The 23,523-nt window shown below is 39.7% G+C and carries 21 protein-coding genes and 2 riboswitches; of the genes, 19 read left to right on the forward strand and 2 right to left on the reverse strand.

Annotated elements, in window-relative coordinates:
- Position 1 precedes the first annotated feature (1 nt).
- The 6 genes from ACQRBH_RS06570 (at position 2) to ACQRBH_RS06595 (ending at position 5,063) form a co-directional block, all read left to right on the forward strand.
- Positions 2-613 carry an HAD family hydrolase gene (locus ACQRBH_RS06570; protein WP_427761225.1) on the forward strand — a complete coding sequence of 204 codons (612 nt, stop codon included), beginning with the start codon at positions 2-4 and terminating at the stop codon, positions 611-613.
- 67 nt (positions 614-680) lie between these two features.
- Positions 681-795: riboswitch (FMN riboswitch) on the forward strand.
- A 127-nt stretch (positions 796-922) separates the two neighbouring features.
- The gene (gene ribD / locus ACQRBH_RS06575; RefSeq protein WP_427761226.1) at positions 923-2,032 is read left to right on the forward strand and encodes a bifunctional diaminohydroxyphosphoribosylaminopyrimidine deaminase/5-amino-6-(5-phosphoribosylamino)uracil reductase RibD; all 1,110 of its coding nucleotides are present in this window, start codon (positions 923-925) and stop codon (positions 2,030-2,032) included.
- On the forward strand, positions 2,014-2,670 hold the full coding sequence (gene ribE / locus ACQRBH_RS06580) for a riboflavin synthase (RefSeq protein ID WP_427761227.1): 657 nt from the start codon (positions 2,014-2,016) through the stop codon (positions 2,668-2,670). The genes ribD and ribE overlap by 19 nt, the downstream gene beginning before the upstream one ends.
- Before the next feature lie 28 nt (positions 2,671-2,698).
- Positions 2,699-3,910 (forward strand): bifunctional 3,4-dihydroxy-2-butanone-4-phosphate synthase/GTP cyclohydrolase II, encoded by a 1,212-nt coding sequence (locus tag ACQRBH_RS06585; RefSeq protein WP_427741988.1) that lies wholly within the window; start codon positions 2,699-2,701, stop codon positions 3,908-3,910.
- 21 nt (positions 3,911-3,931) lie between these two features.
- Complete coding sequence (ribH, locus tag ACQRBH_RS06590; RefSeq protein ID WP_427741990.1) at positions 3,932-4,405, forward strand: 6,7-dimethyl-8-ribityllumazine synthase; 474 nt, start codon at positions 3,932-3,934, stop codon at positions 4,403-4,405.
- A 1-nt stretch (position 4,406) separates the two neighbouring features.
- Positions 4,407-5,063 carry an HAD family hydrolase gene (locus ACQRBH_RS06595; protein WP_427761228.1) on the forward strand — a complete coding sequence of 219 codons (657 nt, stop codon included), beginning with the start codon at positions 4,407-4,409 and terminating at the stop codon, positions 5,061-5,063.
- Here ACQRBH_RS06595 and ACQRBH_RS06600 read toward each other — a convergent pair.
- Positions 5,053-6,261, reverse strand: coding sequence for a helix-turn-helix domain-containing protein (locus ACQRBH_RS06600; RefSeq protein ID WP_427761229.1), 1,209 nt, complete (start codon positions 6,259-6,261; stop codon positions 5,053-5,055). The genes ACQRBH_RS06595 and ACQRBH_RS06600 overlap by 11 nt on opposite strands.
- Positions 6,262-6,448: 187 nt before the next feature.
- Between ACQRBH_RS06600 and ACQRBH_RS06605 the strand changes: the two genes are divergently transcribed.
- The 6 genes from ACQRBH_RS06605 to ACQRBH_RS06630 all read left to right on the forward strand — a co-directional run bounded on the left by ACQRBH_RS06605 (position 6,449) and on the right by ACQRBH_RS06630 (position 14,559).
- Positions 6,449-7,618, forward strand: coding sequence for a glycoside hydrolase family 5 protein (locus ACQRBH_RS06605; protein ID WP_427741994.1), 1,170 nt, complete (start codon positions 6,449-6,451; stop codon positions 7,616-7,618).
- Between the two features lie 34 nt (positions 7,619-7,652).
- A complete protein-coding gene (locus ACQRBH_RS06610) occupies positions 7,653-9,041 on the forward strand; it encodes an MFS transporter (protein WP_427761230.1) in 1,389 nt (462 codons plus the stop codon).
- Positions 9,042-9,060: 19 nt separating this feature from the next.
- Positions 9,061-11,067, forward strand: a complete 2,007-nt coding sequence (locus tag ACQRBH_RS06615) for a beta-galactosidase (RefSeq protein ID WP_427761231.1) — start codon at positions 9,061-9,063, stop codon at positions 11,065-11,067.
- The gene (locus ACQRBH_RS06620; protein ID WP_427761232.1) at positions 11,064-12,401 is read left to right on the forward strand and encodes a glycoside hydrolase family 30 protein; all 1,338 of its coding nucleotides are present in this window, start codon (positions 11,064-11,066) and stop codon (positions 12,399-12,401) included. The genes ACQRBH_RS06615 and ACQRBH_RS06620 overlap by 4 nt, the downstream gene beginning before the upstream one ends.
- 19 nt (positions 12,402-12,420) lie before the next feature.
- Positions 12,421-14,067: a glycoside hydrolase family 43 protein gene (locus ACQRBH_RS06625; RefSeq protein ID WP_427761233.1), complete on the forward strand. Its 1,647-nt coding sequence runs from the start codon at positions 12,421-12,423 to the stop codon at positions 14,065-14,067.
- An 84-nt stretch (positions 14,068-14,151) separates the two neighbouring features.
- Positions 14,152-14,559 (forward strand): PH domain-containing protein, encoded by a 408-nt coding sequence (locus ACQRBH_RS06630; RefSeq protein ID WP_427761234.1) that lies wholly within the window; start codon positions 14,152-14,154, stop codon positions 14,557-14,559.
- A 788-nt stretch (positions 14,560-15,347) separates the two neighbouring features.
- Here the strand turns inward: ACQRBH_RS06630 and thiC are convergent.
- On the reverse strand, positions 15,348-16,658 hold the full coding sequence (thiC, locus tag ACQRBH_RS06635; RefSeq protein WP_427761235.1) for a phosphomethylpyrimidine synthase ThiC: 1,311 nt from the start codon (positions 16,656-16,658) through the stop codon (positions 15,348-15,350).
- Between the two features lie 174 nt (positions 16,659-16,832).
- A riboswitch (TPP riboswitch) is annotated at positions 16,833-16,941 on the reverse strand.
- 173 nt (positions 16,942-17,114) lie between these two features.
- On the opposite strand from thiC, the gene mscL reads away from it, so the two are divergent.
- The 7 genes from mscL to ybeY all read left to right on the forward strand — a co-directional run bounded on the left by mscL (position 17,115) and on the right by ybeY (position 23,521).
- Positions 17,115-17,549 carry a large conductance mechanosensitive channel protein MscL gene (gene mscL, locus ACQRBH_RS06640; RefSeq protein WP_427742003.1) on the forward strand — a complete coding sequence of 145 codons (435 nt, stop codon included), beginning with the start codon at positions 17,115-17,117 and terminating at the stop codon, positions 17,547-17,549.
- 101 nt (positions 17,550-17,650) lie between these two features.
- Positions 17,651-17,779: a hypothetical protein gene (locus ACQRBH_RS06645; RefSeq protein ID WP_268826667.1), complete on the forward strand. Its 129-nt coding sequence runs from the start codon at positions 17,651-17,653 to the stop codon at positions 17,777-17,779.
- 136 nt (positions 17,780-17,915) lie between these two features.
- Positions 17,916-19,955: a polyphosphate kinase 1 gene (gene ppk1, locus ACQRBH_RS06650; protein WP_427742004.1), complete on the forward strand. Its 2,040-nt coding sequence runs from the start codon at positions 17,916-17,918 to the stop codon at positions 19,953-19,955.
- Positions 19,956-20,464: 509 nt separating this feature from the next.
- Positions 20,465-20,746, forward strand: coding sequence for a sporulation protein YqfC (gene yqfC, locus ACQRBH_RS06655; RefSeq protein WP_235231424.1), 282 nt, complete (start codon positions 20,465-20,467; stop codon positions 20,744-20,746).
- Positions 20,747-20,762: 16 nt separating this feature from the next.
- Positions 20,763-22,019: a sporulation protein YqfD gene (locus ACQRBH_RS06660; RefSeq protein WP_235231425.1), complete on the forward strand. Its 1,257-nt coding sequence runs from the start codon at positions 20,763-20,765 to the stop codon at positions 22,017-22,019.
- Positions 22,020-22,022: 3 nt separating this feature from the next.
- On the forward strand, positions 22,023-23,030 hold the full coding sequence (locus tag ACQRBH_RS06665) for a PhoH family protein (RefSeq protein WP_235231426.1): 1,008 nt from the start codon (positions 22,023-22,025) through the stop codon (positions 23,028-23,030).
- Complete coding sequence (gene ybeY, locus ACQRBH_RS06670) at positions 23,027-23,521, forward strand: rRNA maturation RNase YbeY (RefSeq protein ID WP_427761236.1); 495 nt, start codon at positions 23,027-23,029, stop codon at positions 23,519-23,521. The genes ACQRBH_RS06665 and ybeY overlap by 4 nt, the downstream gene beginning before the upstream one ends.
- Positions 23,522-23,523: the final 2 nt, after the last annotated feature.

Consider the following 23,523-nt stretch of genomic DNA (forward strand, 5'->3'; position numbering starts at 1 on the left):
AATGATAAAAAATATTGTTTTCGATATGGGCAATGTACTTCTTGATTATAATCCAGATGTCTGCCTGAATTATTTTCTGGATAATGAAGACGACAAAGCTTTGATTAAAAAAATATTATTCAATGGGCAGGAATGGATAGATGCCGACCGGGGACTGTTGACTGATGAGGATATATATGAGCGTGTCAAGGATCAGATTCCAGAGCGCCTTCATCCTGCACTCAAGAATTGTGCAACGAGATGGCATATGTGTATGAAACCTGTCAATGGTGCAAAAGAATTCTGTGAATATGTGAAAGAAAATGGATATCATCTATATGTTCTGTCTAATGCAAGTACATCTTTTTATGATTATTTTCCAGAATTTGCACCGCTTTCCTATTTTGATGGAATCGTGGTATCCTGTGATATACATATTATAAAACCAGAAAGAGGTATTTATGAATATTTGCTGAATCAGTATCAACTCATTGCGGAAGAATGTTTCTTTATTGATGACAGACCGGAAAATATTGAAGGCGCAAGGCAGATTGGAATGAATGGGGCAGTATTTTACGGTGATTTCCAGAAAATCAAAGAATTACTCTTACAGATAACAGACAAAATAATATAGATAGCAGATCAATTTGACTGCTTTGCTTGACATATGCAGATAGGATTGCTATGATAATAAAAAAATAGATAATCTTCAGGGCAGGGTGTAAGTCCCTACCGGCGGTAAAGCCCGCGAGCCGAAAGGTATGATCTGGTGAGATTCCAGGGCCGACAGTATAGTCTGGATGAAAGAAGATGTGTAGATGATCAGAAAGATCATCATATTTTGCGTAGAATGCTCTGAAATGGATTTTCCGTTTCAGAGTTTTTTATTTATCAGACATCATTTAGAACTCTTTGTCTTGCCCTGGATGGAAGGAGAAGAAAAATGACAGACCGCGATTATATGGAACGTGCGATTAAACTTGCAGAAAAGGGAATTGGATGGACCAATCCGAATCCCTTAGTAGGTGCTGTAATCGTGAAAGATGGCAGAATCATAGGAGAAGGATATCATGCCAGATACGGCGAATTGCATGCTGAGCGGAATGCAATCGCTTCACTGACCGAATCAGCTAAAGGAGCAACATTATATGTAACATTAGAGCCTTGTTGCCATTATGGAAAGACTCCGCCATGTACAGAAGCAATTCTGGAACAAAAAATAGCAAGAGTTGTTATAGGTTCAAGAGACCCCAATCCTAAAGTGTCCGGAAAAGGAGCCGCAATTCTTCGAAAAGCTGGTGTGAGTGTAGAAGAAGATTTTATGAGAGAAGAATGTGACCGCCTGAATCCTGTATTTTTTCATTATATTACGACAAATACTCCGTACGTTGTCATGAAGTATGCCATGACTGCGGATGGAAAGATTGCGACAAAGACAGGAGCATCCAAATGGATTACAGGATCAAAGGCAAGAGAAGCAGTCCACGAAATGCGGCATAGATATATGGGAATTATGGCAGGAATTGGGACTGTTCTTGCTGATGACCCCATGTTGAATGTACGATTAGATCAGAAAAGAAATCCTGTCCGGATTATCTGTGACAGCCGTCTTCAAATTCCAATAGACAGTCAGATCTGCCAAAGCGCAGGAAAATATCGTACGATAATGGCCTGCACTGAAGACGCAGATGAGACAAAAGTAAATCAGCTCATAAAATTGGGGCTGGAAGTTGTAAAGATTCCGGCATTAGATGGAAAAGTGGATATAAAAAAACTGGTTAAATATCTTGGAGAGATTGGAATTGACAGTATCTTGCTGGAAGGTGGCGGAACATTGAATGACAGTGCATTAAGGGCAGGTATCGTTCAGAAGATTATGGTCTTTCTTGCACCAAAAGTATTTGGAGGAGCATTGGCGAAATCTCCGGTTGCAGGCTGTGGAGTGGACATTCCAGAAGATGCGGTCATGCTGAAACTGGAAAATATCCGCCATATAGAAGAAGATATTTTGTTGGAATATGGAGTGAAAAAGAGATGTTTACAGGAATTATAGAAGAATCAGGGATCATCAGACAGATAAAGCTTCAGGGTAACTCCGGACAGATTATGATCCGGGCAAAAAAAGTGCTAGAGGGGACGAAAATTGGGGACAGTATTGCAGTAAATGGAATCTGTTTGACGGTTGTTTCAATAGCGGAAGATGGTTTCACGGCAGATGTGATGGCGGAAACTATTCGAAGGAGCAGTCTGGGAGAATGTAAGTCTGGAGATGCTGTTAATCTGGAACGAGCAATGGCGGCAGATGGAAGATTCGGCGGGCATATTGTTTCTGGGCATATTGATGGAACAGGAAAGGTCACTTCTTATCGAAAAGAAGAAAATGCAGTGTGGGTATCAATTGAGACTACACCGGAGATCATGCAGTTGATTGTTGAAAAAGGATCCATTTGTATTGACGGAATCAGTCTGACCGTGGCCAGTGTCAAAGGTCAGCAGTTCCAGGTATCGGTTATACCGCATACAGGTGAGGAGACCACGCTTTTGAAGAAGAAACCCGGAAGTCTGGTGAATCTTGAGAATGATATTGTTGGGAAGTATGTTCAGAAGTTAATAGGACTGAATTCTTCTACTGAAGAAGAGACTAGGTCATTGGGAATTACCATGGAACTTCTGGAAGAATATGGATTTTAAATCTGGAATGTAAAGGAGGAATAAAGATATGGAGTATCAATTTAACACCATTGAAGAAGCTTTGGAAGATCTTCGGGCAGGAAAGATAATTCTCGTTACGGATGATCCGGATCGTGAAAACGAAGGAGATATGATCTGTGCAGCAGAATTTGCAACACAGGAGAATATTAATTTTATGGCGTGTCATGCAAAGGGGCTGATCTGCACACCAATGAGCAAAAAGGTTGCCGCGAAGTTAGGTCTGCCGCAGATGGTTTCGGAAAATACCGATAATCATGGTACTGCATTTACGGTTTCTATTGATCATATGGACACAACGACTGGTATTTCGGCTGCAGAACGTTCTTATACAATGATGAAATGTGCGGACGGTCGTACCAGACCAGAAGATCTGCGCCGGCCGGGACATGTATTTCCATTAGTATCCAGACACGGAGGTGTGCTGGTACGAAACGGTCACACAGAGGCTACAACAGATCTGATGCGTCTGGCAGGGCTGAAAGAATGCGGTGTCTGCTGTGAAGTAATGGAAGATGATGGAACCATGATGCGCACTCCTAATCTTTGGAAGTTGGCAAAGCAATATAATTTAAAGTTCATTACTATCAAAAGTCTTCAGAATTATTGCCGGATACATGAGAAACACGTGGTAAAAGAAGCCTGTGCAGATCTGCCGACAAAATATGGAAATTTTAAAATATATGGATATGTAAATGATATTACCGGAGAGCATCATGTGGCATTGGTAAAAGGGGATATCGGTGACGGGAAAGATGTTCTCTGCAGGGTTCATTCTGAATGTCTGACAGGCGATACCTTCGGCTCTGCAAGATGTGACTGTGGAGAGCAGCTGCAAAAGGCCATGGAGCAGGTAGAAAAAGAAGGCCGTGGAATTGTATTATATATGCGTCAGGAAGGCCGTGGAATTGGATTGATCAACAAACTGAAAGCCTATGAATTACAGGAGCAGGGTTATGATACCGTAGAGGCAAACATCAAATTAGGGTTTGCGCCAGACTTGAGAGAGTATTGGGTCGGAGCACAGATTCTGTCAGATCTGGGAGTAAAATCCCTTCGGCTTTTGACCAATAACCCAGAAAAAGTGTACGGATTGAATGGCTTTGGCCTGGAGATTAAAGAACGCGTGCCAATTGAAATAGCACCACAGAAATATGATCTTGTATATATGAAGACAAAACAAGAAAAGATGGGACATATTTTTAACAAAATTACTTTATAAAATGATCAGGAGGATAAAAAAATGAAACAGATTCAGGTGTTAGAAGGAAAAGTAGTAGCAAAGGAAGGAATGAAAGTGGGAATCGTTGCTTCCCGATTTAATGAAATTATAGTAAATAAATTACTAGGCGGTGCGGTAGATGGTCTGGTCCGTCATGGTGTCGAGGAAGAAAATATTACGGCTGCATGGGTTCCGGGGGCATTTGAGATCCCTGTAGTTGCATCTAAAATGGCTGCATCCGGCAAATATGATGCTGTTATATGTGTGGGAGCCGTTATCCGCGGAGATACTTCACACTATGATTATGTCTGCAATGAAGTTTCAAAAGGAGTAGCTCAGGTTGGACTTGCTACAGGGGTTCCGGTTTTGTTCGGCGTAGTCACAACGGAAAATATTGAACAGGCTATTGCCCGTGCGGGAAGTAAATCTGGCAATAAAGGGTATGACTGTGCATTGTCTGCAATCGAAATGGTCAATCTGATGGAGCAGATGTAAGATGAGACCGACCTTAGTATTCGATTATGATGGTGCCATTCACAATACCATGCGCATCTATGAACCTGCCTTTCGAGAGACTTATGCATGGCTTGTGGAAAATAGATATTGTGAGGAACAGCCGATATCATCAGAACAAATTGCCGGATGGCTTGGACTGAACAGTAAAGAGATGTGGAATTCTTTTCTGCCCCAGCTTCCGCAGGAAGTTAAGGATGAAGCAAGCCATCGGGTTGGCAGTTCCATGGTCGAACAGATTAAGACACACAAAGCAGTCTGGTATTCTGGAGCAAAAGAAGTACTGAATGAATTGTATGAAGCAGGGTATCAGATGTTGATATTGAGTAACTGTAAGATATCATATCGTAAGTCTCACTGGAAAGAATTTGCGATGAAAAAATGGTTTTCTGCGTTTTATGATTGTGAATCATATGATTTTGCACCAAAGACAGAGATTATACATAATGTGCAGAATCAATTTCCAGGGCCATATATTGTGATCGGCGACAGATATAGTGACTTGGAATGTGCAAGAGCCTGTGACAGTCTGTTTGTAGGCTGCAAATATGGCTTTGGTAAAGAAAACGAACTGGAAGAAGCAGATTATCTGATTGATGCAATACAGCAGCTTCCAGAGATCATCGATCTTACCAGATAAAATCTTTCATCCCATAGGTTTCTCGGTATTTCCGCATAGTATATCCAGTTTCTTCTTTGAACTGTTTCCCGAGGTGGCTCTGGGAAGAATAGCCTAGATACGTAGCAATTTCAATATAAGAGTAATGAGAATAAATCAGCAGGTTTTTCGCCAGGCTGATTTTTTCTTTTTGGATAAATTTTGTCAGAGAAATATGCTCACATTTTTTAAAAAGTTCGGACAGATAATTGGCATTCAGACAAAGTTCATCCGCAATCTCCTGTACGGTAATCTTTCCATGCAGATGGGAAAATACATAGTCTTTGCATTTATTAATATGAGGGTTCGTATCCTTTTCGGCTGTGCCGGCTTTTTCGCTGTTCAGATCATGCACCATCTGAGCATAGTGATATTCAGCAGTTCGAAACAAATGAATGATAGTCGGAATATCCTCGCAGGCTTCAATCTTCTGAATATAAGAATCGCTCAGAGAAAAAGATATCTCTGATAAAAGCCCCCCTCGGATTGCAGCACGGCTGGCAAGAGTGATGTTAACAATTGCAAGATTTTTCGTATGTCTGAGTGGATCTTTGGCAAGTGTCCCAATCTCGCCGGGATAATCTTCTTCATGGCTTCTTTTTAACTGTTCAAGATCGCCATTTTCAATGCTTGTAAATTCACGGATTTCTTGATCATAGGGGTTGTGAGTCTTTCCATATTCCCGATTTTCAAATATCAGTTCGGAGTAATATTTCCTGATTTCTTTTTCTGCATCCAGATTGATGCAGTTAGACATCAGAAGCGCATTTTCATCTATGATGTCAGAATGGCAAAGATTATATGTAAGTAAAATATCTTTTGTCAGATCACTGAATTCACAGAAAGGCACTGTGGCAATCCATGAAAGATTCCATTGTTCGTTTGTGATATGATGTTTCAGATATACTGTGGATGTAAAACGGACCGGGCCAATAACAAAGTATCCATCTTGTACAGTGGTGCAGGCATAGGTTATCTGATTATTTACAGTTAGATAGACAGGTTTCGTCAGGTCTTTGCAGACTGAGAAAAATGTCTGGAATATCTCGTTTCCTATAGGAGCATCATCAAATTCTATACGAGCACAGAAACTGCTGGCCAAGTCTCCTGTATTAGAATATTTTCGTACAAATGTATGAAGATGGTATGAAATATATTGCATCAGATATTGTTCGTTCATAAGGAACCTCCCGTAATTAGCCTTGTATATCTGCAGATGTAGACAAGGAATATCACATTTTCATAAGTATAACATAATTATGTGAGATATGTGATAAAAGCATGAGAAATATGATATAAATATCCCGGCCATTATTTTAAACTATCGTCAGAAAATGAGACAAACAAAAGAAAGGGAGACAAAGAAGATGCATGTAAAAGGTGTAAATCTCGGTAACTGGCTGGTACTTGAGAAATGGATGAGTCCTTCATTATTCGAAGGCACAACTGCAGAAGATGAATATTATCTGCCGACACAGCTTTCCAAAGAAGTGTATGAGGCAAGAATTAAGATTCATCGTTCTGAATATATCACAGAACGTGATTTTACAAGAATCAAAGCGATGGGAATGGATGCTGTCCGTATTCCGGTTCCGTACTTTATCTTTGGTGACAGAGAGCCATTTATTGGCTGTATGGAAGAACTGGATAAGGCGTTTAACTGGGCAGAAAGATACGGCCTTCAGATCTTAATTGACTTACATACAGCTCCGGATAGCCAGAATGGATTTGACAACGGTGGAATCAGCGGAGTATGTAAATGGTCCCAGGAGCCAGATGAGGTCGAATTCGAGCTTACTGTACTGGAACGCCTTGCTAAACGTTATGGAACAAGAAAAGGATTATGGGGAATTGAAGTAATCAATGAACCTGTTCTGGAAGATATGTGGGAAGCAATGGATGTTCCTGGTCGATATCCACCGGTCGATCCTGAAAAAGCAAAAGGAACAAAGCCAAATACCATGGAATTTGTAAGGCAGTTCTATCTGGATGCTTATGACAGAATGAAACCGTATCTTGCGGATGATAAATACATCGTCATCCATGATGCATTCCGATTAAAAGCCTGGAAGGATTTCATGCGCGAGGAAAAATATCAGAACATTGTTCTTGATACACATCAGTATCTGATGATGGCTGAGATGAATGGTTGTGAACAAACCGTTGAGGGATATACCAGATATATTGAAGAACATTATGCAAAAGACATCGAAGAGATGCAGCAATATTTCCCCGTCATCTGTGGAGAATGGTGTCTGTTTAATTCCTTTGCAGTAGGAAGAGATACCAAAGGTGGCCAGACAGTCCTTAATGGAATGGAAGGTGTCTCTGAAGAATCCATGAGTGATGAGAAAAAGAAAGAGATTTATCAGGCAGTTGCCAAAGCTCAGCTGGATGCATGGAACAAAGGAAGCGGCTATTTCTACTGGAGTTACAAGTTGTTGACAGATACTGTTAATAGCGATGGATGGATCGGATGGGACAGTTGGGACTTAGGAAGATGTGTAGATTTTGGTTGGTTCCCATTAGATAGATAAGAAAAAAAGAATGAGAAGAGAGGAAGAGAAAATCATGAAAACACCAGATATGAACCCCAATGCAAAATTATCATCTCTTGAAAGATTCGCCTATGGTATTGGCGACTATGCCGGAAACCTTGTATATTCCGCAATCAGTGCATTTTTGTTAGTATATTACACCAATGTTGTGGGAGCGAGTGCAGCGGCTGCAGCTTCTATCATCGCATTTTCAAAGTTACTGGACGGTGTCTCTGACCTTGCCATGGGTTACATTGTAGACCATACTCACAGCAAATGGGGAAAGGCACGTCCGTGGATTGCAAGACTATGTATTCCGCTTGCAGTATGTACTGTCCTGATGTTCAGTGTACCGACAAGTCTGGAAGGAAAAGCTCAGATAGCCTACATGTTCTTGACATACAATCTTGTATCTACGATATTTTATACCGGTATTAACGTACCTTATGCGACTATGCATGGATTGATGACTACCAATCAGTACGAAAGAGGACTTCTTGGAAACTTTCGTAACTTATTGGCAACAGCCGGAACAATGACTATCAATACTGTTGTTATGAAGATGACGACTGCATTTGGCGGCGGAGATGCTTATTCTCAAAAGGGATGGACTTTAACTATCATTGTGCTGATGATTGTATTCATTCTCTTAAATATGTTCACATTCTTTGTATGTAAAGAGCGTGTCGTAGAACAGAATACCGAGAAAAAAGAAGAAAAAGTATCTTTTGTAAAAGGGCTTTCCTGCCTGGTAAAGAATAAATATTGGTTGTTAATGGTAGTAGCTTTGTTCTCTATGTATTTTATGATGTCCTGCTTCTTTGGTTCTGCTTTTTATTTCACAAAATACAATATGAACAATGAAGGTTATTATTCTATGGTTGCAAATCTGCTGTCTATTGCACAGATCGTAACGCTGTTTATCACACCATTTGTCATGAAAAAAATCAGCAAACGCAATGTTTTTATGGCAGGTATGTGTATCTCGACCATTGGATTTGTATTATCTGCATTCACAACAAACTACGCAATCATCTGTGCATCATCCGTTATTAAAGGAATGGGATTTGGATGCGCCGGAGCTACCATGTTTGGATGTCTTCAGGATGCAATTACTTATGGCGAATGGTATAATGGATATGGTACTGCTGGTATGGGAAATGCAGCATCTTCCTTCTGTATGAAGGTCGGCTCTGGTGTTGGAACTGCTGCCCTTGGATGGATATTAGGTGCAGGCGGTTTTGATGCTGAAGCAGCTGTACAGAGCGCATCTTCTATCAGCGCAATTACGATTTCCTTTGCATGGGTACCGGTTATCACATCTGTGATTTGTATAGTTTGTATGTTCTTCTTTGACTTAGATAAGAAATATGATCAGGCAGTTGCTGACCTTGCACAGGGCAGACACAGAACTGACAAATAAAATGTATGGAGAAATTGCTATGAGTAAGGAATTATTATTTGGTGCGGCATATTATCCAGAATATATGCCTTATGACAGAATTGAGACGGATCTTAAGATGATGAAAGAAGCAGGAATGAATGTGATTCGTATTGCAGAATCTACATGGAGCACATTGGAACCTGCGGATGGAATATTTGATTTTTCTTATATTGATAAGGTTCTTAATATGGCAGAAGAATATGGTATGGAGATTATCATCGGCACACCGACTTATGCGATTCCCTCATGGCTTGAGAAAAAAGATCATGATGTCATGGCGGTAACAGCCAAAGGAAGAGAAGCCTACGGCCACCGCCAGCTCATGAACCTGTGGAATCCTACATTTCGCGCCCATGCTGAAAGAGTCATTCGAAAATTGATTGCTCATACGGCAGATCATCCGCAGGTCATTGGCTTTCAGATCGATAATGAGACGAAACATTATGGAAATACAGGTGAACAGGTTCAGTCTATGTTTCGTAATTATCTAAAAGAAAAGTTTCAGACAATCGAGAACCTGAACCAGGCATTTTATCTTGCATATTGGAGCAATTCTATCCATGACTGGGAAGATCTTCCGGACATGAGAGGGTGTGTCAATGCAGGGCTTTATGCAGAGTTCGAAAAGTTTCGGAGAAAACTTGCTGCAGAGTATCTGGCGTGGCAGGCAGATATCGTAAGAGAATATAAGAAGCCATACCAGTTTATTACTCATAATCTTGACTTTGAGTGGAAGAAATTCGGAGCAGATATCGCACAGGATGGATATTCTTATGGGGTTCAGCCGGACATTAATCATTATGAAGCAGCCCGGTGTCTGACAATTGCCGGAACGGATATCTACCATCCGACGCAGGACGAACTGACCGGGGCGGAAATCGCTTTTGGCGGAGATTCTATCCGCAGTCTGAAAGATGATAACTATCTGGTTATGGAATGTCAGGCACAAGCATTCAAATATTGGACTCCATACCCAGGGCAGCTAAGGCTCCATGCTTACAGTCATCTTGCAAGTGGTGCCGATGGAATCATGTACTGGAACTGGCATTCCATCCACAATGGTTACGAGACCTATTGGAGGGGGCTGCTAAGCCATGACCTGTCCGTGAACCCTGCTTATGAAGAAGCCTGTATCTTTGGCAATGAATGGAAGAATATTGGAGATAAGCTGATACATCTTAAGAAACAGAATCAAGTCGCTGTTGTCATTGATAATCATTCTCTGACTGCACTTCAGTGGTTCCCAATTGACAAGGACCTGAGTTACAATGATGTGGTACGCTGGATGTATGACAGCTTGTATGAGATGAATATTGAGTGTGATGTAGTGGATGTCAATGCTTTGGATATTAGTAGATATAAGATAATCATAACACCGGCGCTTTACAGTGCTTCTGAAATGACATTACAAAAGTTAGAGCAATTTGTAGAAAATGGAGGAGTGCTTGTAAGTTCCTTCCGTTCTTTTGTCAGTGATGAACACTTAAGTGTCTATCCAGATACGCAGCCTCACCGACTCTGCAAATGCTTTGGAATGAGTTATCAGCAGTTTACAGAACCAGGAAAGACAAAATTGCAAGGTGAAGAAGTAGAATATTTTGCTGAGTTATTACAGCTAGAAGATGCAGAATCCATTGCAAATTATGAGCACAAATACTGGGGAAATTATACAGCAATAACCAGACATACTTACGGAAAAGGACATGCATTCTATATTGGATGTTACACAAGGAAAAGTATCTTAAAAGAAGTTTATCAGCTGGCAGTGGATGCGGCAGGAATCAGAAAGGACATCGATGATCTGACATGGCCGGTCATTGTAAGAAGTGGAAAAAACCAGTATGGAAATGTCTTACATTATATGTTTCACTATAGTGAAGAGGAATGCGTCATTCACTGTCCATACAGTAGAGCAAAAGATTTGTTAAGTGGAACTATCTATCTGAAGGATGATGAAATTATATTAAAAGACTGGGATGTTAAGATCTTGGAGGAACTATCATGAAAGCAGTATTATATACGACAACAGAAAAAGAACATTTTCAGAAAAGTGTCATCTTATCTGTAAAGGATGACGGTATGGAAAATCATGTACTGAATCTCTATCCGAATGTAAAATATCAAACATTCGAAGGATTCGGCGGTGCAATTACTGATGCCGCAGGATATGTGTTTTCTCATTTATCCAGAGAACAACAGGACAAGATGTTATCTACTTATTTTGCACCGGAATATATGGGATATAATCAAGTCAGAATTCATATGGACAGTTGTGATTTTTCCACCCATATGTATGAAGCAGACCCATATAAGGATGATACGGAACTTGAAAAATTTTCTTTCGCAGATACTGAAAAATACATTATCCCATTATTAGAAGCAGCGGAGAAAAAAGCCGAAAAGAAGTTAAAAATCATGTTGTCTGCATGGTCACCGCCGGCATATATGAAGACCAACCATGGAAGAAAAGAAGGTGGTTCTCTGAAATACGAATATCGTGCACGTTGGGCAGAATATCTGTGCCGATATATCATAGAATTCAAAGACAGAGGATTTGAAGTTGTGCGGATGTCTGTACAAAATGAGCCAAAAGCAGTTCAAGACTGGGATTCCTGTGTCTATACAGCAGAAGAAGAGAAAGTATTCTTAAGAGATTATCTGGTACCAGCTATGAAAAAGCATGACCTTGATGATATCGAAATATTCATCTGGGATCATAACAAAGAGCGCATTTTTGACAGAGCAGAAGCAATCATTGATGAGACAACAGATTCTATGGTTGATGGACTTGCTTTTCACTGGTATAGTGGAGATCACTTTGAGGCATTAGACCTGGTTCATCAGATTCATCCCGACAAAAAACTGATACTTTCCGAAAGCTGTCTGGAATTTGGCAAATATGATAAAGATGCTGAAGCGGAGAACGCCGCTCGCCTCGCCCATGATATGATCGGAAATCTTAATCATTGGATGGTTGGTTTTTATGACTGGAACATATTACTAGATGGAGAAGGCGGACCGAATCACACGCAGAACTACTGCGAGGCTCCTTATATGTTTGATATGGAGAATAATCGGTTAATGGAGCGCATATGTCTGGAATATTACCGCCATTTCGCAAACTTTATAAAGCCTGGAGCAATAAGGATTGCAAGCACAAAGTATACAGATCAGTTAGATCTGACGGCTTGGAAAAATAGAAATGACAGTATAGTCTTTGTATTACTAAATCGGCAATCAGAATCTAAGACTTGTTATCTTCGTATTGCAGGCCAGCAGTTTGAGTTTGTGATTCCGCCGAATTCCATTATCACTGGACAGATAGAAGAGAATTGTTAATATAGGGAGAACATAAATTATGATAAAGAATCCAATACTTCCCGGATTTAATCCGGATCCATGTATCTGCAGAAAAGGGGAAGATTATTATCTTGCAGTTTCCACATTTGAATGGTTTCCTGGAATTCCAATCTACCATTCTAGGGATCTGAAGAACTGGGAACTATATACTCATGTTCTGACAGATGACCAGGAAGTAGACCTAAAAAAATTACCTTCTGCGAAGGGAATCTGGGCACCTTGCCTGACTTATTGTGAGGAAGATGATCTGTTCTATGTGGTATATGGCATTATGAATTCTATGAATGCCAGATATTTTGACGTAGATAATTATCTGATTACAGCAAAGAATATCAAAGGTCCATGGAGTGAACCGATTTACCTTCATTCTTCTGGCTTTGATGCATCAATATTCCATGATGATGACGGACGTAAATGGGTTGTATCCCTTGAATGGGAGACGAGAGAAGGCTATGAAAAACCAGGAGCAATCTGTATGGTGGAATATTCACCGGAAAAGAAAGAAATCATTGGTTATCCAAAGCGAATCTGGAGCGGGGGAACAGACAGAGGCTGTATTGAAGCACCCCATTTGACTAAAAAGAATGGCTATTATTATATTATGTGTGCAGAGGGTGGCACAGGATATAATCACTGTGTGACCATGGGACGTTCAGCTAATGTCTGGGGACCATATGAAAAAGATCCCAAAAATCCAATTGTGACATCGGTTCCGGGAGATTCTTATGAGCGTCATGATCCAGATCATTTAAAGCCGAAATACTATAATCCAGAATCTGTACTTCAAAAATCAGGACATGGAAGTTACGTAGAGACACCGGATGGCGAAGTCTATCTGGTTCATCTGACTGCACGGCCGTTCGTACCGGAACTGCGCTGTACACTTGGAAGAGAGACGGCAATTCAGAAAATGATGTGGACGAAAGATCATTGGCTTCGCATGGCAGACGGAAGTAATCTGGCAAAGGTTGAAGTTCCAGAAAGCACTCTTGCGGAATATCCGGTTGCACAGATTCCGGATTATGATGACTTTGATTCCGAAGAACTCGGCATCTGGTATTATGCTCCAAGAATGATGCCTCAATCCTTTGCAGATGTAAAGGCTCGTCCGGGTTACGTCAGAATCCGCGGACAAGAATCCCGTACATCACTGAATAGAGTCAGTATCCTTGCCCGCAAGCTTACAAGTGTCTATGCCAGAATTACAACAAAAATGGAATTCGTCCCAGAAGTTCATCAGCACAGTGCCGGACTCATCCTATATTATGACAATATGAATTATATCAATCTCAGAAAATATTACAGTGAAACTTTAGGTCAGAGTGCATTGTCTATAATTCAGCTTGAAAACGGAGAAAAAACGGAATTTTTAAATTCCCGGATTCCGATAGAAGATGGCCCAGTCTATCTGCGACTCTACATTGAAGGACGTAAGTCCTGGTTCGAATGGAGCCTGGATGGAAACAAGTATCAGAAGATCGGAAGAGTCTTTGATACAACAAAATTTTCGGATGAATATTGCAAATATGGAGAATTTACAGGAACCATGGTAGGAATCACCTGTGCCGACCGTGTCAAGCACAAACATTATGCCGATTTTGACTTTTTCGAATATGTTGCAGATGAAGACAAAAATGTAGAATAAAAGAAAACAAAAAAAGATTGTCTCCGTTGAAATTCGTATGTATAATAGCAGTAGCAAATACGAATGAACAACGGAGGCTTTTTTATGACATTCAAAGGGAAAATCGATATATGGTGGTATGTAGTTATCGCACTATTAAATGGGATTACATTGGGAATTACACTCAATGTCGGATTTACAACGGTATGGGGATATCTGATTTTATTAGTTTTAGTAGATTTATATTCTATTCCCGTATTATTCAGAAACGAAGTTATTGTTGATAAAAAACAAGTAGTAATACATTTTGGTTTATTGACAAAGACTCTCCCTACACAAGAAATCACATCAATACGGAAAATGAAAAATTATTCAGCATCCTTTGCCGCATCCTTTGACCGGGTAGGAATCGAGTCGAAAAGAATGAGTACCGTTTTCGTTGCATTATACGAGAATCGAGAATTTGCAAATGAACTAATGAAGCTGAACAAAAAGATTAAATATGTAATTTAGTTGGGAATTTAGATGAGTTAGTTGGTAATTGAGAGGTGTACGGCGCAAGGAAGTTGGACAGCTGGTCTGTATCCGGTATCCTTCGCTGAGAATCCATAACAGAAAAAAGAGTTGCAATTTCGTGACCGGACTGATTCACCGAGAAATTTAGATAATTTCTCGATTCAGCAGTCCTTTCGAATTTGGCTGGAGGCCAAATTCTCACACGGAATTGCAACTCTTTTTTCTGTAACGAATTCTAACGCTTGGCTAGACGGATACAGACCAGCCTGTCCAGCTTCCTTGCGCCTGACATTCTCAAATACTGAACGAACTCATCTGGAGAAATTCCTGGCGCGAAGTGCAATGGGGAGCGGAGTTTTTATACGATTCATCGTGATTTCAGGGGAAGATTCAGTTAGTTATTCTGCCAGTTTTTTGACAATATCTTTACTATGATCTTTCCATCTGCATGACGCGCAGGAATTCTCCCAGATGAGGAAGTTGCGGACTTGGGGGATGTCAGGCAAGAAGACGGATGGAATGGTTGCCGTTCGTTGGACAAGCGCTAGAATCCGTTACTGGAAAAGAAGCAGATATTTTGTGCGAAGATTTGGCTTCAAGCCAAATCTGAGAAGGCTGCTGAGCCTCGAAATCATCAAGATTTCGGGGTGAATCAGCCTGGTCACAAAATATCTGCTTCTTTTTCAGTTATGGATTCTTAGCGAAGGACTCCGCAATGGCAACCATTCCATCCGTCCTCTCGCCGTACACCTCCCAATTACCAACTAACTAATCTAAATTCCCATTTACTCGTCAAAAATACTTACAATTTCTCCATCCAGGATTCGATTCGTATTTTTTACTGCGCAGAAGTTTCCGCACATACTACAGGTGTCTTCTTTTTCTGGTTTTGCTTCTTCACGATAACGACGTGCTTTTTCAGGATCCATGCTAAGCTTGAACATTGCTTCCCAGTCAAGGCGTTTTCTTGCTTCACTCATCTGATAATCCCAATCTGTTGCGCCAGGAATTCCTTTTGCTATATCAGCTGCGTGTGCTGCGATTTTTGCAGCTACGATACCTTCCTTTACATCAGCAGCATTTGGAAGACGTAAGTGTTCGGCCGGAGTGACATAACATAAAAATGCAGCGCCGGATGCAGCTGCGATTGCGCCTCCAATAGCAGAAGTAATATGGTCATATCCAGGAGCAACATCGGTTACCAATGGACCAAGTACATAGAACGGTGCACCATGGCACAAGGTTTTTTGAATTTCCATATTTGCAGCAATCTGATTCATAGGCATATGTCCGGGTCCTTCAATCATAACCTGTACATCCTTGGCCCAGGCACGCTTGGTCAGTTCTCCCAGGGTAATCAGCTCCTCGATTTGTGCGGTATCAGTAGCATCTGCAATACAGCCTGGACGACATGCGTCTCCAAGGCTCATCGTAATATCATATTCACGACAGATATCAAGGATCTCAGCATAATGTTCATAGAACGGGTTCTCTTCCCCGGTCATTTCCATCCAGGCAAACATAATGGAGCCTCCGCGAGATACGATATTCATCAGACGTTTGTTCTGTTTAAATCTTGCAGCCGTTGCGCGATTCATACCACAATGAATCGTCATAAAATCCACACCATCTTCTGCATGCATTCTTACAATATCCAGCCATTCCTGTGCAGTAATCTGTCCCAGCGGTTTGTGGTAGTAAACGACTGCGTCATAAATCGGAACTGTACCGATCATGGCAGGGCATTCTTGTGTGAGTTTACGACGAAAACTTCTGGTATCTCCATAGGAACTTAGATCCATGATTGCCTCTGCTCCCATTTCTACAGCAGAACGTACCTTCTCATACTCCATATCCACATCTTTCCAGTCGCGGGAGACTCCTAAGTTGACATTAATCTTTGTAGTTAACTTAGCGCCTACTCCGCTTGGATTCAAAGAAGTGTGTTTTTTGTTGCATGGAATGATAATCTCTCCTTTGGCAATTGCATTGCGCAGATCTTCTACATCCCAGTGTTCTTTTTCTGCAACAATTTTCATTTCAGGTGTGACGATACCCTGACGGGCAGCATCCATCTGTGTTGTGTAACCAGACATATTCTTTTCCTCCTTCACTTTGCTTTTAATGAACATATTCATTAAATTTTATAGTGCGGCAAAAGGTGGTGCTCCCAATCTGCCGCATGAGGTATTGAGAAAGAGCAAAAGTGTGCATTCTCGCGAAATGTTTTTATAAAACAAAAAACGGTACGCAAAGGAAGCATACCGTACATAATTCATACTTTATGTCCCTACGTTGGCATTATCCAAATCAGGTCATGGGTTAAAGCACACTAGCTTACTCTCAGCCTGCTTAAAGCAAGCACCCCTTTTATACTTAGTTATTATATCGTGCTTTTTTGTGAAATACAATAACAAAATATTGAATTTGATTTTCAAGGAAAGAATGATGCGTCTGTTAATATCAGAAAATGTAGTAATTATTCTGTACAGTTTATAGATTATTTATTATAATGATTAATAACAGTTCGATCATAAGGAGGAAGACGAAAGATGAAAAACTTTATAAAAGAATTTAAGGAGTTTATCAGCCGTGGCAATGTCATGGATATGGCAGTAGGTATTATCATAGGCGGTGCGTTTACCAGTATTGTGTCTTCATTTGTAGAAGATATCATCAATCCAATTCTTGGATTATTTGGAGGAATGAATTTTGACAAGCTGTCCTGGAATATTCTTGGTGAGGTGACCTTGAATTATGGAAAATTTTTAACAGCTGTCATCAATTTCCTGATTATGGCATTAGTACTGTTTATAATCATCAAAGCAATGAACAACGCTGCTGCAAAGTTTGCACCGAAAAAAGAAGCGGAAGAAGCGCCTGTAACGACAAAAACTTGTCCGTTTTGCAAAAGTGAGATTGCAATTGATGCACTTAGATGTCCGCATTGCACTTCTGTGCTAGAAGAAAGTTCGGATTTAACATAGACTTAAACGTGATTTCATATAATAAAAATAATTCTACGATAAATTATCTTTATCAAAAGATATATTAAGTATTATATGAACCATGAAAGGATGTCTGTGTTATGCGTAAAGAGAGAAGAAACCGGAAACAGATTAAAAACGATATGATAAGGTACTATTCCAGCATGGAATCTAAAGTTGATCCAAAGGCAAAAGAAATATTTAAAAGAAAACCATATAAAGTAGCTTAGATTCAAAAATCTCCGTGACAAAATTACGGAGATTTTTTACATGAATTTAACATAGATTATAAATGCTCTTTTTGTAGTTGTGATATATGTAATACGATATAAACTTATACAATACTGACAAAGAAAGGTGTATACAATGGATAATATGTATATGAACAGAGAATTATCCTGGCTCAAATTCAATGAACGAGTACTGGAAGAAGCAGAAAATCCATCTGTGCCGTTATGTGAAAGGCTGACATTTATGTCAATCTATCAGACTAATATGGATGAATTTTTTATGGTGCGTGTGGGTTCACTTTTTGATCAGACATTGCTTCAAAAAGAAATCCGGGAGAATAAGACAGGGATGACTTCTCAGGAACAAGTAGATGCAATATTGAAGCAGACTCGTAAGACAGACTGCCGTAAAGAAGCTGTCTATGACGAACTCATGGAATGTATTGCAAAAGAAGGAATTCAAATTTTAAGATTCCAGGATATTGATTCCGAAGGATGCAAGTATCTGGAAAAATATTTTGATTCAGAGATTGCCCCGCTAATCTCGCCAACTGTTGTAGGTAGACGGCAGCCATTCCCATTTCTTCGCAATAAAGAGATATATGCAGTTGTTGTGTTGGAAACAAAGAATAAAAAAGAAAGAATAGGTCTGATTCCATGTACCGGTAGTGTATTTGGCCGTATGGTCAATATTCCTGGCATGCAGGGAAGTTACATATTGACAGAAGAATTAATTTTACATTTTGTATCAAAAATATTCAAAGGTTATAAGATTAAATCAAAATCACTTATGCGCGTTACACGAAATGCAGATATTGACGCGGACGCTCTGTATGATGAAGATCTGGATTACCGGGAATTTATGGTAGGTATCATTAAGCAAAGGAAGAAGTTGGCACCAATCCGTCTGGAGCTTTCAAGAGAAATGGATTCTTATGGCATCTCCCTTCTTTGTGATTATCTCGAATTAGGAAAGAATCATGTGTTCAAAACTTCAACACCGCTTGATCTTTCTTTTGTATTTCAGATACAAGATCTTCTTCGAAAAGAAACCAAACTGTTCTTCCCCAAAAGAACATCTCAAAAATCAGATCAGTTTCAGGAAGGAAGAAGTATCATAGAACAGATAAAAGAAGAAGATAAGCTTCTTTCTTATCCTTATGAATCAATTCGCCCTTTCTTACATTTGTTAAACGAAGCCGCAGAAGATAAAGATGTAGTTTCTATCAAGATGACTTTGTACCGTGTGGCAAAGCAAAGTAAAGTGGTAGAGGCATTGATCGAAGCTGCTGAAAATGGCAAAGAAGTAGTAGTATTAGTTGAACTTCGTGCAAGGTTTGATGAAGAAAATAATATTGAATGGTCCAGACGCCTGGAAAATGCAGGATGTCAGGTCATCTATGGACTCGACGGTTACAAAGTGCATTCAAAATTATGTCTGATTACCCGAAAGACCGATAAGCAGATTGAATATATTACACAGATCGGAACCGGAAACTATAACGAAAAAACTTCTAGACTTTATACAGATTTATCATTAATGACATCCAACGTGGATATTGGTATAGAGGCTTCTAATGTTTTTCAGGCACTTGCAAAAGGGGAAGTCATAGAAAAATCCGAACATCTTCTTGTAGCACCCAAATGTCTTCAGAATAAAGTTCTTGAGATGTTGGACGAAGAGATCGCACGTGCAAAAAATGGAGAGGAAGCTTATGCTGGTTTTAAACTGAATTCATTGACTGATAAGAAGATCATCGATAAATTAATAGAAGCATCCAGTGCCGGTGTTAAGATTGATATGATCATTCGAGGAATCTGTTGTCTGATTCCAGGAATTGAAGGAAAGACAGATAATATTCGTATTATCAGTATCGTAGGAAGATTTCTGGAACATTCCAGAATCTATATATTTGGATCTGGTGACCGAAGAAAATACTATATTGCATCTGCAGATTTTATGACTAGGAACACAGTAAGAAGAGTAGAAGTTGCGGCACCAGTCTATGCAGAGCATTTAAAAGAAGAATTGCAGAACATGTTTGATATTATGTTAAATGATAATCAAAAAGCAAGGCAATTATATCCGGATGGTACATACCGGAGAGTAGAAAATGATCAGAAACCTCTTAATTCACAGGAAAAATTTTATGCAATGGCATATCATGAAGAATAGACACGAACAATGTTGAAACTTGCGAATTCTTTTTCTGTATAACAATAAAAAAATCCTGTACAATAATATCATATTTATTGAATGATAGGAGGATTTGATACAATGCAGGAAAAAGAAGTATCACTGTGCACGTGGCTTCATCATATTGCGACAGTTACAGGAATTTATGCCGGTTTATACCAGTTAATGACAAAGGAATTGAACCGTTGGAGAAAAGGAGGGCTGATTCTTTTTACATCGTTTCAGTCTTGGGCAGGCATTAAAATCCTTAGAGATGCTGTCACAGGTATTCCCAGATTTCGGCAGGTCTGTGACAGCATACATAATCTAACCAATGATTCAGGGCAAAGGCAAAGAATACTCTGGTTACTGACAATTGCCTGTATTTTTTATAAATGTATGATTCCTTGTCAGTTAGGTTCAAAGTGTCCCGTAAGAATAAAAAGGAGGCATGCATAATCTTCATACTCGCCACATAGATTATTATAAATTCTGCGAGTGGCATTTCTATGAAATCAAATAACGATCATTTCCTTCGAAATAAAATAGCTGAGTTGTCCGAATTGCCAAAGGATGTTGTCATGGGAATGCCGGTATTGACTATCCTTGGACAAAATGAATTGTGTCTGGAGAATTATAGAGGAATTATTGAATACACAGATTCTTTAGTACGCATTCAGACAAAAACCGGGCAGATTCGCATCTTTGGAAAAAATCTACATGTCATCTATTATACGAACGACGAGATGAAGGTAAACGGTCAGATTTTGTCCGTTGAATATCAGCATTAAAAAGGAGGATATTAAGTTGCTGCCAAAGATCATTCGATACATGAAAGGGTTTATTCGAATACGGGTCACCGGGTACTCAACAGAACGTTTCCTAAATGCATGCTGCCATAAAGGAATTTCGTTATGGGAACTACAGCCGGTGCAAGGCGCTTATGAAATGAATATTTCAATTCAGGGATTCCGACAGTTGAAACCGATTATCAGAAAGACTGGAACAAAAGTGGTAATTGTAAAAAGACTGGGGCTTCCTTTTTTTTTACACAAATATCACAGACGAAGATTTTTCATTGCAGGTGCTTTCATCTGTGTTTGCCTTACCATCTTGATGTCGCATTACATATGGAATATCAACATCACTGGAAATCAGACATATACAGATGATACATTATTGAAATTTCTTGCAGAAAAGAATGTTGCAAATGGAATGCCAAAATCCGAAGTTGATTGTGACCGAATCGTAAAAGATATTCGAAAAGAATATGATGATATCATCTGGGTATCCGCATCAATTCAGGGAAGCCGCCTTATCATTCAAATCAAAGAAAATGAAGATTCTATGGACACTTCTACGATCACCTCAGATAACACTACAGAAATATTACCAACCGATATCATAGCTGATCACGACTGTGTTATTACAGAGATTATTTCAAGAAATGGTGTACCGGCTGTAGAAAAAGGAACCGAAGTAAAGCAGGGAGATATTCTGGTGTCCGGTCAGGTTCCTGTCACCGATGATTCTGGTGAAATAATCAGCTATCAATATTACGAAGCAGATGCCGACATTCGTGGACGGACCACAATTGTATATCAAGAAAAGATGCAGATGACATATGAAGAAAAGGAATATCTATCTGTAGAAAAAGAAGAATATTATCTAAGTATTGGTAATTATAGATTACGATTTGCATCTATCCATAATCAGTATGACTCATGGGAAATGCACGGTTGGGAAAAACAGTTAAAGTTTGGGGAAAACTTTTATCTTCCGGTTTTTTATGGAATCAGAGACGCAAAACCGTATAAATCAATCAATAAAAAATATTCAACAAAAGAAGTTCAACAGATATTATCCGATAAATTTGAGGAATATTGTAAGGATTTGGAGAAAAAAGGGGTAGAAATTATTGAGAATGATGTTAAAATATACACAGAGTCTGAAAAGGCCGAGGCACGGGGAACATTAACTGTTATTATGTCGATCGGCACCTCAGCTCCTTCTCAATTATTGGAGATTCCAGTGCAAGAAGAACAAGATGAGTCAGGAGAATAACGAATGGGATTAATGGAAGCAGTCATTGACATACCGGCTGAGCATGAAAAGAATGTATTTGGCCAATTTGATGCTTATGTAAAAAAAATCGAGCGGACACTTCACGTAACTTTAATTGCAAGAGGAGAAAGTGTAAAAATCATGGGAGATGCTGCCAATGTAGAAAGAGCACGAAATGTGCTGGGACAATTGGTGGAATTATCCCGCAGGGGCAACACCATTCAGGAACAGAATGTAGATTATACACTTGCTCTCGTTATGGAAGACAGTGAAGAGAATGTGTTAGAAATCGATAAAGATATTATCTGTCATACCTTACAAGGGAAACCTATCAAACCAAAAACTCTTGGTCAGAAGAAATATGTAGATGCAATACGAAAGCAGATGATTGTATTCGGCCTTGGACCGGCCGGTACAGGAAAGACATATCTTGCCATGGCAATGGCAATTACTGCTTTTAAAAATAATGAAGTAGGAAGAATCATCCTGACACGTCCGGCAATTGAAGCTGGCGAGAAATTAGGATTTCTTCCAGGAGATCTGCAGAGTAAGATTGATCCTTATCTTCGACCACTCTATGATGCCTTGTATCAGATCATGGGAGCAGAGAGTTTTATAAAGAATTCAGAAAAAGGACTGATTGAAGTTGCCCCATTGGCATATATGCGTGGCAGAACTTTAGATAATGCTTTTATTATTCTGGATGAGGCACAGAACACAACGCCAGCGCAGATGAAAATGTTTTTGACGAGAATCGGATTTGGATCTAAGGTTGTAATTACCGGAGATGCCACGCAGAAAGATCTTCCATCCGGACAGATATCTGGACTTGACGTAGCAACATCCGTTGTAAAAAATATTGATGATATAAGTATCTGCCATCTTACCAGTAAAGACGTAGTTCGGCATCCATTGGTACAAAAGATTGTAAAAGCATATGAAGAATATGAGAAACACGAGATTCAAAACCGTAACCGGTCAAAGAACAGAGAGAAGAGGCGAAGATCATGACACTGTATTTTGAAGAAGAAGGCGAAGTAAAGCTTCCGTTGGAATGTCAGCAGATTGCGCAACAGGTGGTTGAAGCTGCCTTAGATTATGTGGGATGTCCGTATGAGGCTGAAGTGAATCTTTTGCTTACAATGAATGAACAGATTCATGAGATGAATCTGCAGTTTCGTGGGATTGATCGTCCTACAGACGTATTGTCTTTTCCATTGGTTGATTATCCAATTCCTGGTGAATTCGATTTTCTGGAAGAAAGAGATGATTGTTTTAATCCGGAATCAGGAGAACTTTCTCTGGGCGATATCGTTATCTCTAAAGAAAAGGTTCTGACTCAGGCAGAAGAATATGGTCATTCTGTGTTGCGAGAATATGCTTTTTTAATTGCTCATTCTGTGTTACACTTAACTGGTTATGACCATATGGAAGATGAGGAACGTCAGATTATGGAAGAAAAACAGAATGAGATCATGAATATATTAAATATTTTACGATAAGA

This window comes from Bariatricus sp. SGI.161, from assembly GCF_050313695.1.
Taxonomy (GTDB): domain Bacteria; phylum Bacillota; class Clostridia; order Lachnospirales; family Lachnospiraceae; genus JAFBIX01.

Bases quoted from the DNA above. Each gene is read 5' to 3' on its own strand.
- ACQRBH_RS06570 (WP_427761225.1), top strand. From the start codon at position 2: ATGATAAAAAATATTGTTTTCGATATGGGCAATGTACTTCTTGATTAT.
- mscL (WP_427742003.1), top strand. From the start codon at position 17,115: ATGAAAAACTTTATAAAAGAATTTAAGGAGTTTATCAGCCGTGGCAAT.
- ppk1 (WP_427742004.1), top strand. From the start codon at position 17,916: ATGGATAATATGTATATGAACAGAGAATTATCCTGGCTCAAATTCAAT.
- ribE (WP_427761227.1), top strand. From the start codon at position 2,014: ATGTTTACAGGAATTATAGAAGAATCAGGGATCATCAGACAGATAAAG.
- ACQRBH_RS06605 (WP_427741994.1), top strand. From the start codon at position 6,449: ATGCATGTAAAAGGTGTAAATCTCGGTAACTGGCTGGTACTTGAGAAA.
- ACQRBH_RS06645 (WP_268826667.1), top strand. From the start codon at position 17,651: ATGCGTAAAGAGAGAAGAAACCGGAAACAGATTAAAAACGATATGATA.
- ribH (WP_427741990.1), top strand. From the start codon at position 3,932: ATGAAACAGATTCAGGTGTTAGAAGGAAAAGTAGTAGCAAAGGAAGGA.
- yqfC (WP_235231424.1), top strand. From the start codon at position 20,465: ATGAAATCAAATAACGATCATTTCCTTCGAAATAAAATAGCTGAGTTG.
- ACQRBH_RS06585 (WP_427741988.1), top strand. From the start codon at position 2,699: ATGGAGTATCAATTTAACACCATTGAAGAAGCTTTGGAAGATCTTCGG.
- ACQRBH_RS06600 (WP_427761229.1), bottom strand. From the start codon at position 6,261: ATGAACGAACAATATCTGATGCAATATATTTCATACCATCTTCATACA.
- ACQRBH_RS06615 (WP_427761231.1), top strand. From the start codon at position 9,061: ATGAGTAAGGAATTATTATTTGGTGCGGCATATTATCCAGAATATATG.
- ACQRBH_RS06665 (WP_235231426.1), top strand. From the start codon at position 22,023: ATGGGATTAATGGAAGCAGTCATTGACATACCGGCTGAGCATGAAAAG.
- ribD (WP_427761226.1), top strand. From the start codon at position 923: ATGACAGACCGCGATTATATGGAACGTGCGATTAAACTTGCAGAAAAG.
- ACQRBH_RS06630 (WP_427761234.1), top strand. From the start codon at position 14,152: ATGACATTCAAAGGGAAAATCGATATATGGTGGTATGTAGTTATCGCA.
- thiC (WP_427761235.1), bottom strand. From the start codon at position 16,658: ATGTCTGGTTACACAACACAGATGGATGCTGCCCGTCAGGGTATCGTC.
- ACQRBH_RS06610 (WP_427761230.1), top strand. From the start codon at position 7,653: ATGAAAACACCAGATATGAACCCCAATGCAAAATTATCATCTCTTGAA.
- ACQRBH_RS06595 (WP_427761228.1), top strand. From the start codon at position 4,407: ATGAGACCGACCTTAGTATTCGATTATGATGGTGCCATTCACAATACC.
- ybeY (WP_427761236.1), top strand. From the start codon at position 23,027: ATGACACTGTATTTTGAAGAAGAAGGCGAAGTAAAGCTTCCGTTGGAA.
- ACQRBH_RS06625 (WP_427761233.1), top strand. From the start codon at position 12,421: ATGATAAAGAATCCAATACTTCCCGGATTTAATCCGGATCCATGTATC.
- ACQRBH_RS06620 (WP_427761232.1), top strand. From the start codon at position 11,064: ATGAAAGCAGTATTATATACGACAACAGAAAAAGAACATTTTCAGAAA.